This window comes from Clostridioides sp. ES-S-0123-01 (assembly GCF_020658415.1).
In the GTDB taxonomy this organism is placed as follows: domain Bacteria; phylum Bacillota; class Clostridia; order Peptostreptococcales; family Peptostreptococcaceae; genus Clostridioides.
The window spans coordinates 1-13535 of record NZ_JACVWD010000006.1; the positions used below are offsets into that span (position 1 = coordinate 1).

At 31.9% G+C, this 13535-nt stretch carries 11 protein-coding genes, 9 tRNA genes and 2 rRNA genes; all 22 read left to right on the forward strand.

Annotated features, from left to right (window positions below; genetic code table 11):
* A 23S ribosomal RNA gene (locus IC175_RS14750) occupies nucleotides 1–123 on the forward strand; the annotation flags it as partial.
* A gap of 114 nt (nucleotides 124–237) precedes the next feature.
* Nucleotides 238–354 (forward strand): 5S ribosomal RNA (rrf, locus tag IC175_RS14755).
* A gap of 7 nt (nucleotides 355–361) precedes the next feature.
* A tRNA-Asn gene (locus IC175_RS14760) sits at nucleotides 362–436 on the forward strand.
* Nucleotides 437–441: 5 nt separating this feature from the next.
* Nucleotides 442–527, forward strand: a tRNA-Leu gene (locus IC175_RS14765).
* 15 nt (nucleotides 528–542) lie between these two features.
* Nucleotides 543–618: transfer RNA gene (locus tag IC175_RS14770), tRNA-Met, on the forward strand.
* A gap of 7 nt (nucleotides 619–625) precedes the next feature.
* Nucleotides 626–700: transfer RNA gene (locus IC175_RS14775), tRNA-Glu, on the forward strand.
* Between the two features lie 16 nt (nucleotides 701–716).
* A tRNA-Gly gene (locus IC175_RS14780) sits at nucleotides 717–790 on the forward strand.
* A 6-nt stretch (nucleotides 791–796) separates the two neighbouring features.
* Nucleotides 797–872 (forward strand) — tRNA-Val (locus IC175_RS14785).
* A 5-nt stretch (nucleotides 873–877) separates the two neighbouring features.
* Nucleotides 878–954 (forward strand) — tRNA-Asp (locus IC175_RS14790).
* Nucleotides 955–964: 10 nt separating this feature from the next.
* Nucleotides 965–1039 (forward strand) — tRNA-Gly (locus IC175_RS14795).
* Nucleotides 1040–1048: 9 nt separating this feature from the next.
* Nucleotides 1049–1122 (forward strand) — tRNA-Arg (locus tag IC175_RS14800).
* A gap of 941 nt (nucleotides 1123–2063) precedes the next feature.
* Entirely contained in the window at nucleotides 2064–2903 is an 840-nt protein-coding gene (gene cdaA, locus IC175_RS14805; RefSeq protein ID WP_227434523.1) for a diadenylate cyclase CdaA, read from the forward strand.
* Entirely contained in the window at nucleotides 2900–4084 is a 1185-nt protein-coding gene (locus tag IC175_RS14810; RefSeq protein WP_227434524.1) for a YbbR-like domain-containing protein, read from the forward strand. Before cdaA ends, IC175_RS14810 begins: the two co-directional genes overlap by 4 nt.
* Before the next feature lie 303 nt (nucleotides 4085–4387).
* Nucleotides 4388–5290: a phosphate butyryltransferase gene (ptb, locus tag IC175_RS14815; protein ID WP_227434525.1), complete on the forward strand. Its 903-nt coding sequence runs from the start codon at nucleotides 4388–4390 to the stop codon at nucleotides 5288–5290.
* Between the two features lie 21 nt (nucleotides 5291–5311).
* Nucleotides 5312–6391 (forward strand): butyrate kinase, encoded by a 1080-nt coding sequence (gene buk / locus IC175_RS14820; protein WP_227434526.1) that lies wholly within the window; start codon nucleotides 5312–5314, stop codon nucleotides 6389–6391.
* The gene (locus IC175_RS14825) at nucleotides 6381–7058 is read left to right on the forward strand and encodes an ATP-binding protein (protein WP_227434527.1); all 678 of its coding nucleotides are present in this window, start codon (nucleotides 6381–6383) and stop codon (nucleotides 7056–7058) included. The genes buk and IC175_RS14825 overlap by 11 nt, the downstream gene beginning before the upstream one ends.
* Before the next feature lie 42 nt (nucleotides 7059–7100).
* Nucleotides 7101–7316, forward strand: a complete 216-nt coding sequence (locus tag IC175_RS14830) for a 4Fe-4S binding protein (RefSeq protein ID WP_227434528.1) — start codon at nucleotides 7101–7103, stop codon at nucleotides 7314–7316.
* A gap of 29 nt (nucleotides 7317–7345) precedes the next feature.
* On the forward strand, nucleotides 7346–8425 hold the full coding sequence (locus IC175_RS14835; RefSeq protein WP_227434529.1) for a 3-methyl-2-oxobutanoate dehydrogenase subunit VorB: 1080 nt from the start codon (nucleotides 7346–7348) through the stop codon (nucleotides 8423–8425).
* A complete protein-coding gene (locus tag IC175_RS14840) occupies nucleotides 8425–9177 on the forward strand; it encodes a thiamine pyrophosphate-dependent enzyme (protein ID WP_003420710.1) in 753 nt (250 codons plus the stop codon). The genes IC175_RS14835 and IC175_RS14840 overlap by 1 nt, the downstream gene beginning before the upstream one ends.
* A complete protein-coding gene (locus IC175_RS14845) occupies nucleotides 9178–9735 on the forward strand; it encodes a 2-oxoacid:acceptor oxidoreductase family protein (protein ID WP_227434530.1) in 558 nt (185 codons plus the stop codon).
* A gap of 170 nt (nucleotides 9736–9905) precedes the next feature.
* On the forward strand, nucleotides 9906–11252 hold the full coding sequence (gene glmM, locus IC175_RS14850) for a phosphoglucosamine mutase (protein WP_227483570.1): 1347 nt from the start codon (nucleotides 9906–9908) through the stop codon (nucleotides 11250–11252).
* Nucleotides 11253–11519: 267 nt separating this feature from the next.
* Nucleotides 11520–13352: a glutamine--fructose-6-phosphate transaminase (isomerizing) gene (glmS, locus tag IC175_RS14855; protein WP_227434532.1), complete on the forward strand. Its 1833-nt coding sequence runs from the start codon at nucleotides 11520–11522 to the stop codon at nucleotides 13350–13352.
* Nucleotides 13353–13535: the final 183 nt, after the last annotated feature.

Consider the following 13535-nt stretch of genomic DNA (forward strand, 5'->3'; position numbering starts at 1 on the left):
TCAAGATAAGATTTCCCACCGCAAGGGTAAGACCCCAGAAAGACTATCTGGTTGATAGGTCGAAGGTGTAAGTGCAGCAATGTATTTAGCTTATCGATACTAATAGGTCGAGGACTTGACCAATATTATTTGATGTTCATTGATTAAAATATATATGTAGTTTTTAGAGTGTTAACTCTAAAGAATCTAGTTTTACTAGTTTCAAAAACTTAATAGTAATATTAAGCATAGAGATTATGTGGTTACAATAGCAGAGAGGATACACCTGTTCCCATTCCGAACACAGAAGTTAAGCTCTCTAGCGCTGATGGTACTTGGTGGGAAACTGCCTGGGAGAGTAGGACGTAGCCACGTTGAATATTCCAAGGTAGCTCAACGGTGGAGCAACCGGCTGTTAACCGGTAGGCTGTGGGTTCGAGCCCCACCCTTGGAGCCAAAAAAGCCGAAGTGGCGGAACTGGCAGACGCACAGGACTTAAAATCCTGCGGGACTTACCTCTCGTACCGGTTCGATTCCGGTCTTCGGCACTTATAAAACAATATCGCGGAGTGGAGCAGTTGGCAGCTCGTCGGGCTCATAACCCGAAGGTCGTAGGTTCGAGTCCTGCCTCCGCAACCATTAAAATGGCTCGTTGGTCAAGAGGTTAAGACACCGCCCTTTCACGGCGGTAACAGGGGTTCAATTCCCCTACGAGTCACCAAAAAACAATTAAATAAGCGGGTGTAGCTCAATGGTAGAGTTCTGGCCTTCCAAGCCAGCTGTGAGGGTTCGATCCCCTTCACCCGCTCCAAAAAATGGGATCATAGCTCAGCTGGGAGAGCACCTGCCTTACAAGCAGGGGGTCGCAGGTTCGAGCCCTGCTGGTCCCACCATTTGCGGCCTGGTAGTTCAGTTGGTTAGAATGCCAGCCTGTCACGCTGGAGGTCGAGGGTTCGAACCCCTTCCAGGTCGCCAAATTAAATAAGCGGGAATAGTTCAGTGGTAGAGCGCAACCTTGCCAAGGTTGAAGTCGCGAGTTCGAATCTCGTTTCCCGCTCCATAATGATTTGGGTGCATAGCTCAGCTGGATAGAGCAACGCCCTTCTAAGGCGTGTGTCCGGGGTTCGAATCCCTGTGCGCTCATTAAGAAAAGTTTACTATATTTATAGTAAACTTTTATATTGTTTAAAAAGACACAGGATACATGCATGTCACCTGTGTCTTTTTCTTTATAAATATAAAATTATATAAGAGTTACATTATATTCATTAATATTGTAATCATATTAATGGTAATGTATAATAGTCTACAAGAAGTTTATAGAAAGATTTATTGCATAGATTTAATTAATTAGTAAATAGGCTCATATACATTATACTGTATACTTTATAGTACTAAGATATTAGAATACTATTTAAATTTATAAATTAATTTCTTATACTGAAAAAGAACGATGAAATCTACTATGAAATACTAGAGATTCTAAATACTTGATAATATAGTGCTTGTAGATTATTGTATTAAATGAATTGTTATACTTATAAGTAATATATCTATGACTTTGAAATAGATAAGTTGTTTTAATTATTTTTATAATAAAAGATAATTTCTAGAAAAGATACATAATAAGATATTAATAGAACTTGATATAAATTATTTATAAGATAAATTATTAGTATAAGATAAAAATAATATTACTAATATAATATTAATAGAAATATAGAAATAATGTTACAATTTTATATAATTAATAAATAGATTATTAAATTTATTGTAGCAAACATATATTGAAAAATAATATGTATTTTGAAATAGATTTTATAGTATAAAATTGCATCAAGGCGCGAGTACTATTTTGTATTCGCGCCTTGATGATTTGAATTATTTAAACTAGATTTAACTTTAATAAAAAATATATATTTAATGAGCAATATTTTTAATGTATTTAGAGATTATTTAACAATCTCAATCTATAAAAATAGAATTATTTACACAAAAGTTAAATAGTTTGTATAGAGTTAGATTTATATAGTATAATACATAGTGTAAATAATTAAGAAGTTATCGAACAGGAGGATAAAACTGTGTTAGATATAAATTCTTTTTTAAATGAATTTTTTAATATAATATTAAGAATGAGTATATATGATTTAATTGACATATCCATAGTAGCATATATTTTTTACAAAATATTTATGTTTATAAAAGATACAAGAGCAGAACAAGTATTTAAAGGTATAATATTTCTTTTGCTAGCAACTCAACTTAGTAACACTTTTAAATTGCATACCGTTTATTGGATATCTCTTAAGGCTCTGGATTATGGAGTTATAGCAGCTCTTATAATTTTTCAGCCAGAATTTAGAGCAGGACTTGAACATATAGGAAGAGCAAAGTTTAATTTATTTGGAAAAAATGTAAATACTTCAGAAGAAACTCTTAATAGAACTATAGAAGAGATTGTAGAAGCTTTATATTCACTTTCTAGACAAAAAATAGGAGCTCTTATCATAATGGAGAGAGAAACCAGAATAAGTGATATAATAAATACAGGAACTATAATTGATGCTGAAATTTCTAGGCAATTATTGATAAATATATTTATACCAAATACACCATTACATGATGGCGCTGTTGTAATTAGAGATTCTAAGGTAAAGGCAGCTGCATGTTTCTTGCCGTTGACAGAGAGTAAAGATTTAAGTAAAGATTTAGGCACTAGACATAGAGCGGGAATAGGTGTAAGTGAAGTATCTGACTGTATAACACTAATCGTATCAGAGGAAACTGGAGGCGTATCAATTGCTAAAGCTGGTAAGTTATATAGAGATATTTCTAGAGAAAGAATGATGAATATATTACGTAGTAATCTAAAAACGAATACGGAAACAAGAAGTTTTTTCAAAGGTGGTATATTTAAATGATAAATAGACTAAAAAATAATACCAAAATAAAAATAATATCATTTTTAAGTGCAATTGCTTTATGGATGTATGTCATGGCTGTAGTTGACCCTGAAGAAACTAGAGGGTTTGAAGATATACCTGTATCTATAAGTAATATGAGTGATTTAAATGATAAAAATCTTGTTATATATCCAGACGAAAAATTAACAGCAGATGTGTATATAAAAGGTAGTTTATCAAAGGTACAAAAAGTTAAAAAAGAAGATATACATGTATATGGAACTGTTGAAGACCCAATACAAGGTAAGAAAGAAGTATATTTAAAAGCAAATATTCCTCAAGGTGTTACTTTAGAATTTAAGCATGACGTTTTAATAGTAAATCTTGAGAAAAATATAAAAGAAAAAAGAGATATAAAGGTAGAAGTAAGTGGAAATTCTAAAAGAAATATAGATAAAATTGAACTGAATAAAAATTATGTCGATATATCGGGTCCAATGAGTCTAGTTAAGGAAGTTAAGAATATAAGAGCTAATCTAAATGTAGGTAATGAGACAGAAGATTTCTCTAAAAAATTGGATTTAATACCTTTAAATAGTGATGGAACTAAGGTTGAAGGTGTGACACTAAGTTCAAATTCTGTAACAGCAAGTGTACAATTATTAAAAGAAAAAACTGTACCAATAAGAGTAGATTTAAAGGATAATAATCAAGATAATAATACATTGAAAAATTATAAATTAAGTAAAGATGAAGTTAGCATAAAAGGTAAAAAAGAAAGTATAGACAAAATAAATTATATTAAGACAAAACCTATTGATTTAGTTGATTTAGCTAATGGAGAGGAAAAAGAAGTGAGTCTAGAGATTCCAGAAGGAATAACTATTGATGATAGCTCTATAACTATAAAGCTAAATGAAACAAAACAATTAAGTGCTGAGTTTGTATATAGTTCAGAAGATATTATGTTAAGAAATATTCCAGCAAATATGGACAATCCGAGTATAATTTTTACTGGAGATATTCAAGTTGTTGTAGAATCAACAGAAGATTTAAGTAAGCTAAATAAAAAAGATATTTCGTTATATATCGATTTATCAGAAGCACCTACTGAAAATGGTAAATATAAAATAAAATATGAAACAACATATCAATTTAAAAAAATAAATATAGAACCTAATATTGTTGAAGTGGAATGAACAAATATTTTGAATATTTAGTTGTTACAAGATGCGACAAAAAAATCTATAAAATTAAGTTTGTTAATTTTATGTTTTTGTTGCATCTTGTTTATTTTAGTTATATTATAAAATAAGGACAATGAGATATTTGTTAAATCTAAAAAGTGTTAGATATATGAAAAAAGACTGATAAATAGATTTAAATAAATATTTTTGAATTAAATATTTCAATTATCCCTAGGAAAACGTTGCTGAACGAGTTATAATTTAATTGAGATATAAAAGTTCTATTTCAAAAAATTCAAGATGAGGTGGAAATGCATGAGAAGTTTTGAAGAAGTAATTAAGTTTGCAAAAGAAAGAGGACCTAAAACTATATCAGTAGCATGTTGTCAAGATAAAGAAGTTTTAATGGCAGTTGAAATGGCTAGAAAAGAAAAAATAGCAAATGCCATTTTAATAGGTGATATAGAAAAGACTAAAGAAATTGCAAAAAGCATAGACATGGATATCGAAAATTATGAAGTAATAGATATAAAAGATTTAGCAGAAGCATCTCTAAAATCTGTTGAATTAGTTTCACAAGGAAAAGCCGATATGGTAATGAAAGGCTTAGTAGACACATCAATAATACTAAAAGCAGTTTTAAACAAAGAAGTGGGTCTTAGAACTGGTAATGTATTAAGCCACGTAGCAGTATTTGATGTAGAGGGGTATGACAGATTATTTTTCGTAACTGATGCAGCTATGAACTTAGCTCCTGATACAAATACTAAAAAGCAAATCATAGAAAATGCTTGCACAGTAGCACATTCATTAGATATAAGCGAACCAAAAGTTGCTGCAATATGCGCAAAAGAAAAAGTAAATCCAAAAATGAAAGATACAGTTGAAGCTAAAGAACTTGAAGAAATGTATGAAAGAGGAGAAATCAAAGGTTGTATGGTTGGTGGACCTTTTGCAATAGATAATGCAGTGTCTTTAGAAGCAGCTAAACATAAAGGTATAGATCATCCTGTAGCAGGAAGAGCTGATATATTATTGGCTCCAGATATCGAAGGTGGCAATATATTATACAAAGCTTTAGTATTTTTCTCAAAATCAAAAAATGCAGGAGTTATAGTTGGAGCTAAAGCACCAATAATATTAACTTCTAGAGCAGATAGTGAAGAAACTAAGCTTAACTCAATAGCCTTGGGCGTTTTAATGGCAGCAAAGGCTTAAATTTAAGGGGGAAATAGGCAAATGAGCAAAATATTTAAAATCTTAACAATAAATCCTGGTTCGACATCAACTAAAATAGCTGTATTTGATAATGAGGATTTAGTATTTGAAAAGACACTAAGACACTCTTCTGAAGAAATAGGAAAGTATGAGAAGGTTTCAGACCAATTTGAATTTCGTAAACAAGTAATAGAAGAAGCATTAAAAGAGGGTGGAGTAAAAACATCTGACTTAGATGCTGTAGTAGGTAGAGGTGGTCTTCTTAAGCCTATAAAAGGTGGAACTTACTCAGTAAGTGATGTTATGATAGAAGATTTAAAAGTAGGAGTTTTAGGAGAACATGCTTCAAATTTAGGTGGTATAATAGCAAAACAAATAGGTGATGAAGTTAATGTTCCTTCATACATAGTAGACCCAGTTGTTGTGGATGAACTAGAAGATGTTGCTAGAATTTCTGGTATGCCTGAAATAAGTAGAGCAAGTGTAGTACATGCTTTAAATCAAAAGGCAATAGCAAGAAGATTTGCTAAAGAGATAAACGCAAAATATGAAGATATAAATCTTATAGTTGCACATATGGGTGGAGGAGTTTCTGTTGGAGCTCATAAAAATGGTAGAATAGTAGATGTTGCAAACGCATTAGATGGAGAAGGTCCTTTCTCTCCAGAAAGAAGTGGTGGATTACCAGTAGGAGCATTAGTGAAAATGTGCTTCAGTGGAGAATACACTCAAGACGAAATTAAAAAGAAAATAAAAGGTAATGGTGGATTAGTTGCATATTTAAATACTAATGATGCTAGAGAAGTTGAAGAAAGAATTGAAGCTGGTGATGAAAAAGCTAAATTAGTATATGAAGCTATGGCATATCAAATCTCTAAAGAAATAGGAGCTAATGCAGCAGTTCTTAAGGGAGATGTAAAAGCAATATTATTAACTGGTGGAATCGCATATTCAAAAATGTTTACAGATATGATTGCAGATAGAGTTAAATTTATAGCAGATGTAAAAGTTTATCCAGGTGAAGATGAAATGATTGCATTAGCTCAAGGTGGACTTAGAGTTTTAATTGGTGAAGAAGAGGCTCAAGTTTATGATAACTAATGATAAAAGAATAAGAATCATAACAGGTCACTATGGAAGTGGTAAAAGTGAATTTGCGATGAACTATGTTGTTAAATTAAGAGATATGGTTTCTGGCAAAGTTGCTATAGCTGATTTGGATGTGGTGAATGTATACTTTAGAACTAGAGAAAAGAAAGAGTTAATGAAATCTTTAGGTATACAACCAATAGATAGTTCAATTAATGCTCCAACATTAGATTTACCAGCAGTATCAGCAGAAGTAATGTCACCTATGGTTGATCATTCATACAATTCTGTTATAGACTTAGGCGGAGATAATGTAGGTGCTAGAGTTATAGGAAGATTTAGTCATTTATTAAAAGAAGGCGACTATGACATGCTTTTTGTAATAAATGCAAATAGGGAGAAAACTCAAACTTCTGAAGAAGTTATCCAATATATAAAGGAAATAGAAAAATCTTCTAAACTAAAGGTAACAGGTCTAATTAATAATACTCATCTTATTAGATTTACTACTATTGATGATGTATTAAGAGGCCAAAAAGTTGCAGAAGAAGTTTCTAAGGAATGTAATATACCTATAAGATATGTTGCATGCTTAGAAAATCTTGTTGAACAATTACCAAAAGATTTAGAGGGAGAAATTTTTCCAATAAAATTATATATGAGAGAAGACTGGATGTAGTTTGAGCTCAAATATATAGAAAGTTTAAGGAGGCTTAGGTAAATGGCTAAAGGAAAAGTATCTTTTAATCAAGAACGTTGTAAAGGTTGTGGATTATGTGTTGAAGCATGTCCAGTAAAAATCATACAATTAGACTCAAACACAATAAACAAAAAAGGGTATAACCCAGCAACTGTTTCTGAAATGGAAAAATGCATAGGATGTGCAAGTTGTGCGACTATGTGTCCAGATGTAGTTATAACAGTAGAAAGAGATTAATTTAAATTAATATTTAAGGGGGAATTTTAATGGCTAAGATACTTATGAAAGGTAACGAAGCATTTGGAAAAGCAGCTATAGAAGCTGGTTGCAAATATTTCTTCGGTTACCCAATAACTCCACAAAGTGAATTACCAGAATATTTATCAAGAGAGTTACCTAAAATAGGTGGAGCGTTCGTTCAAGCTGAATCAGAAGTTTCTGCGATAAACATGGTTTATGGTGGAGCAGGTGCAGGAGCAAGAGTTATGACTTCTTCATCTTCACCAGGAGTTGCTTTAAAACAAGAAGGTATAACATATGCAGTAGGAGCAGAAGTTCCTTGTGTTGTACTTAACGTAATGAGAGGTGGTCCAGGACTTGGAAGTATACAACCTTCACAAGCTGACTACTTTATGTCTACAAGAGGTGGAGGAAATGGAGACTACAGAACTCCAGTATTCGCACCAGCTACAGTTCAAGAAGCTGTTGACATGATAATGGAAGCTTTTGATGTTGCAGATTACTACAGATCACCTGTTATGGTAGTTGCAGATGGTATGATAGGTCAAATGATGGAGCCAGTTGAATTCAAAGCTCCTGAAAAGAAAAGAGAATTGCCTCCTAAAGATTGGGCAACTGTTGGAACTAAAGGAAAAAGAGTACCTAATGTAATAAACTCTTTATACTTAGAGCCAGAAGTATTAGAAGATCACTGTTGGCACTTAGAAGCTAAATTCAATGAAATGGAAAAAAATGAAGTACAATATGAAATGTACAAAACAGAAGACGCTGAATTTATATTTGCAGCTTATGGAACTACTTCAAGAATAGTGAAAAGCGCAATTGATATATTAAGAGAAGAAGGAATAAAAGCAGGTCTTATAAGACCTAAAGTATTATGGCCATTCCCATTTGAAGCATTTGATCAAATCCCTAGTGCTAGAAACATATTAACTGTTGAAATGAGTATGGGACAAATGGTGGAAGATGTAAAAATGGCAGTAGAAGGTAAATTACCAGTTTACTTCCATGGAAGACCAGGAGGAATGACTCCAACACCAGCAGAAATAGTTGAAAAAGCTAAAAAAATTATTGCCGGAGAATTGGTTGCAGGAGGTGCTAGATAATGGCTGTTGTATTTAAGAAAACTGAAGGGTTACAAGATACTCAAACTCACTACTGTCCAGGATGTACACATGGTATAATCCATAGATTAGTTGGTGAAGTATTAGAAGAATTAGGAGTATTAGGTGATGCTGTAGGTGTTGTTCCAGTTGGATGTTCAGTTTTAGGATATAAATATTTTAACTGTGACACTCAAGAAGCAGCTCATGGTAGAGCACCAGCTGCTGCTACAGGAATAAAAAGAGTTCATCCTGAAAACACAGTATTCACTTATCAAGGTGATGGAGACTTAGCTTCAATCGGTACTGCTGAAATAGTTCATGCAGCTGCTAGAGGAGAAAAAATAACTACTATATTTGTAAACAATACAACATATGGTATGACTGGTGGACAAATGGCTCCAACTACATTAGTTGGACAAAGAGCTACTACTGCTCAATCAGGAAGAAATGCTGAAACTCAAGGTTATCCAATAAGAGTAAGTGAAATGTTAGCTACATTAACAGGAGCTGTATTCGTAGAAAGAGTAGCAGTTGATACTCCAGCTCATGTTAGACAAGCTAAAAAAGCTATAAAGAAAGCATTCCAAGTTCAACAAGCAGGATTAGGATTTGGAATAGTAGAAGTATTATCTACTTGTCCTACAAACTGGGGACTAGCTCCAAATGATGCTTTACAATGGTTAAGAGACAATATGATACCATACTATCCATTAGGAAATTTCAAAAATGTTGAAGTTGAGGAGGTGAAGTAAATGTCTACAGCTAGAGTAATATGTGCAGGCTTCGGAGGCCAAGGTGTTATGTCTATGGGACAATTACTTACTTATGCAGGAATGTTAGAAGGTAAAGAAGTTTCTTGGTTACCATCTTATGGACCAGAAATGCGTGGAGGTACAGCAAACTGTGCAGTAACTGTATCTAGTGAACCAGTTGGTTCTCCACTTATAACAAATGATGCAACTGCAGCTATATTATTAAATATACCAGCATTTGAAAAATTTAAAGATGATGTTGTACCTGGTGGAAAAATAATAGTAAATAGCTCTTTAATAAAAGAAAAAGTTGAAAGAACAGATGTAGATGTTTATTATATCCCAGCAAATGAATTAGCTGTTGAATTAGGTAATGATAAAGTTGCTAATATGATAATGCTAGGAGCTTACTTAAAAGTAGCTGATACAGTGGATATAGAGTCTGTATTAGAAGCATTTAAAAAAGTTTTCGGACCTAGAAAAGAAAAATTTGTTCCATTAAACAGAGCAGCTTTACAAAAAGGTATGGATGCTACATGTTGCGGAGCAACTAACTAATAAAGAAAAAAGATGTCAAAAAAAAGACAATAGAATTATTTCTATTGTCTTTTTTGCTTAGAAGTATTAAAATATTTTTATGACTGAAATTAAGAATATAATAGTATTTTATGAATTATAAAAATATAATACAAATTACAAGCTTTTCAATTATGAAAGGAGAATATTTAGTGAGAAAGTATTTTGGAACAGATGGAGTTAGAGGAATAGCAAATACAGAATTAACATGTGACTTAGCATATAGACTTGGTAGAGCTGGTGGATTTGTTTTAGCTCAAGGAGACCATAGAGTAAAAGTAGTAGTAGGTAAAGATACTAGAATATCAGGAGATATGCTGGAGGCATCTTTAATAGCAGGTCTTATGTCTGTTGGATGTGATGTTATTACTGTTGGAATAATACCAACCCCTGCAGTTGCATATTTAACTAGAAAATATGGTGCTGATTGTGGTGTGGTTATATCTGCATCTCATAATCCTGTTGAATATAATGGAATTAAATTCTTTAATAAGAATGGATATAAATTGGATGATGAAATAGAATTAAAGATAGAAGAATATATAGATGACATGGCTAAAGTAGATTGTATGCCAGTTGGTGAAAATGTAGGACGAAGATTACATGAGCATTATGCACAAAGAGATTATGTAGATTATTTAAAATCAATAATTAACACTGATTTTAGAGGATTAAAAGTGGTTTTGGACTGTGCTAATGGTGCATCGTATAAAGTAGCACCAATAGTATTTGATGAATTAGGAGCAAGTGTAATTTCAATAAATAGTTCACCAGATGGAAACAATATAAATTATAAATGTGGCTCTACACATCCAGAACAACTTCAAAAGGCTGTTTTGGAACATAATGCTGACTTAGGTCTTGCGTATGATGGAGATGCTGATAGATTAATTGCAGTAAATGAAGAGGGTCAAATTGTTGATGGAGACCATATAATGATATTGAGTGCTTTAAATTTAAAGAAAAATAATAAATTAGCACAAGATACTTTAGTAGTTACAGTTATGAGTAATATAGGATTAACAATAGCTGCAAAAGAAAATGGAATAAAATTATCTACTACAGCAGTTGGAGATAGATATGTTTTAGAAGACATGGCTAAAAATGGATATAATCTTGGTGGAGAACAATCTGGACACATGATATTCTTAGATTACAATACTACAGGAGATGGAGTTCTTAGTTCTTTAATACTTGCAAATATAATATTGCAAGAAAAGAAACCTTTATCAGAACTTGCATCAATAATGAGTCAATATCCACAAGTACTAGTGAATGCAACAATAAAAAATGAAAATAAAACCAAATATATGGAATATCCAGAAATAAAAGCTGAAATAGAAAGAATAGAATCTATTTTAGATGGAAATGGTAGAGTCTTAATAAGACCATCAGGAACTGAACCATTAGTTAGAGTTATGTTAGAGGGTAAAGAGGAAGGTCAAATAAAAGAATTAGCAACAAATTTAGCTAATCTTATACAAGAAAAATTATCGTAATTTATAAGGGTATTCTCAGATATAAACCCTGAGGACACCTTTCTAAGCGCCAGAACTTAGTTATAGGCACAAGAATTAAGTATTATTGGAACTAAGTTGACGAGGTCAGAGTTAATCGAATTGTCGGCGGATGCTCTGCGGTGTGTTTACCATCGAAAGACTTCTTTAAATAATAGGAGTAATCCTATGGACAAAGGGAAGCCAAAGTAAACTTATATGACCTAACTCTTAAAATATATAAATAATATTTTTAGGAGGACACAAATAATGTGTGGAATAGTTGGATATTTAGGAAGTAGAAAGGCAGCAGAAGTTATCATAGAGGGGCTTTCTAAGCTAGAGTACAGAGGTTATGACTCAGCAGGTGTAGCAGTTAATGGTTCTAATTGTGATGAACTTAATATTAGAAAGTTCAAAGGTAGACTTTCTGTGCTTGCAGAAGATTTAGAAAAAAATCCTATTGATGGAAATTTGGGAATAGGACATACAAGATGGGCAACTCATGGAGAACCATCTGATGTAAATTCACATCCTCATTTTAATCAAGCTAAAACAATAGCAGTTGTTCATAATGGGATAATAGAAAATTATATGGAAATCAAAGAAGAATTAATTTCTGAAGGTGTTAAATTTGAATCTCAAACAGATACAGAAGTAATAGCACATTTAGTAGATAAATACTATGAAGGTAACTTATTAGACGCTGTATATAAAACTATATCAAAATTAAGAGGAGCTTATGCATTAGGTGTTATATGTAAAGAACATGGAAATGAATTAGTTGCAGTAAGAAAAGATAGTCCTCTTGTAGTTGGTGTGGGTGAAGGCGAAAACTTTATAGCATCAGATATACCTGCTTTATTAAAATATACTAGAGATGTTTATTTCTTAGAAAATGGAGAGATAGTTCACCTAAAAGATGAAAATGTAACAATTTATGATTCTAATAGAAATGTTGTAGAAAAAGAAGTATTCCATGTAACATGGGATGTAGAAGCTGCATCTAAAGGTGGATATGATTACTTTATGTCAAAAGAAATACATGAGCAACCAACAGGAGTTAGAGAAACTCTAGAAAGAAGACTTGATGATAATGGAAATATAATTTTAGATAGTATAAATATTTCTAAAGAAGATTTAGATAAAATAAATAAAGTTTATATAGTAGCTTGTGGAACGGCATATAATGCTGGATTACTTGGTAAGTATGCTATAGAAAAATTTGTAAATATACCAGTAATAACTGATATAGCATCAGAATTTAGATATAGTGACCCATTTGTAGATGAAAACTCATTAGTAATATTAGTTAGCCAATCTGGTGAAACAGCAGATACTTTAGCAGTACTAAGAGATTCAAAAGCTAAAGGAGCAAGAATACTTTCAATAACTAATGTTGTAGGTTCATCTATAGCAAGAGAATCAGATGATGTTTTCTATACTTGGGCAGGACCTGAAGTAGCAGTTGCATCAACTAAGGCATATACAACTCAAATAACTTCTTTATATATGATAGCTTTAGATTTTGCTATTAAAAAAGGAACAATAACTAGAGAGTTTTATGATGGTATGATTACTAAGATGAAAGAAATACCATCAAAAATACAAGAAATATTAGATAATGAAGAATATATAAAAGAAGTTGCTAAAACAGTTGTTAGCTCTGACCATGCTTTCTATTTAGGAAGAGGTATAGACTATAGTTTAGCAATGGAAGGTTCATTAAAATTAAAAGAAATATCATATATACATGCAGAAGCTTTTGCAGCAGGAGAATTAAAACATGGAACAATAGCATTAATAGAAAAAGGAACTCCTGTAATTGCTATAGCTACTCAAGAAAAATTATTTGAAAAAATGGTTTCTAATATGGAAGAAGTAAGAGCAAGAGGAGCTTATGTTGTAGCAATTGCTCAAAGTCATAATAAAGATGTTGAAAAAGCTGCTGAAAAAATAATTTATATACCAAACTCAGATGATATTTTATCACCAATATTAGCAGTTGTACCAATGCAATTACTTGCTTATCATGTTTCTGTATTAAGAGGTTGTGATGTAGATAAGCCAAGAAACTTAGCTAAATCAGTAACAGTTGAATAAAAATATATTAAAAAGTGCATAGATAATATCTATTAGAAAAAACTCATTCTATTTGTTATAATTTTATAGAATGAGTTTTTTATTATAGAAAAAAGCTATTAATCAATATGGAGGTGTATTTGTATAAAAGAGGTAAAGTTAAAATTAGAGACGTTAAAAAAAATCGAAAAAAATAACAATGAT

Excerpts from the sequence above, each read along its gene's own strand:
- IC175_RS14840 (WP_003420710.1), top strand. The coding sequence starts at position 8,425 with ATGGCTGTTGTATTTAAGAAAACTGAAGGGTTACAAGATACTCAAACT.
- ptb (WP_227434525.1), top strand. The coding sequence starts at position 4,388 with ATGAGAAGTTTTGAAGAAGTAATTAAGTTTGCAAAAGAAAGAGGACCT.
- IC175_RS14825 (WP_227434527.1), top strand. The coding sequence starts at position 6,381 with ATGATAACTAATGATAAAAGAATAAGAATCATAACAGGTCACTATGGA.
- IC175_RS14845 (WP_227434530.1), top strand. The coding sequence starts at position 9,178 with ATGTCTACAGCTAGAGTAATATGTGCAGGCTTCGGAGGCCAAGGTGTT.
- IC175_RS14830 (WP_227434528.1), top strand. The coding sequence starts at position 7,101 with ATGGCTAAAGGAAAAGTATCTTTTAATCAAGAACGTTGTAAAGGTTGT.
- glmS (WP_227434532.1), top strand. The coding sequence starts at position 11,520 with ATGTGTGGAATAGTTGGATATTTAGGAAGTAGAAAGGCAGCAGAAGTT.
- buk (WP_227434526.1), top strand. The coding sequence starts at position 5,312 with ATGAGCAAAATATTTAAAATCTTAACAATAAATCCTGGTTCGACATCA.
- IC175_RS14835 (WP_227434529.1), top strand. The coding sequence starts at position 7,346 with ATGGCTAAGATACTTATGAAAGGTAACGAAGCATTTGGAAAAGCAGCT.
- IC175_RS14810 (WP_227434524.1), top strand. The coding sequence starts at position 2,900 with ATGATAAATAGACTAAAAAATAATACCAAAATAAAAATAATATCATTT.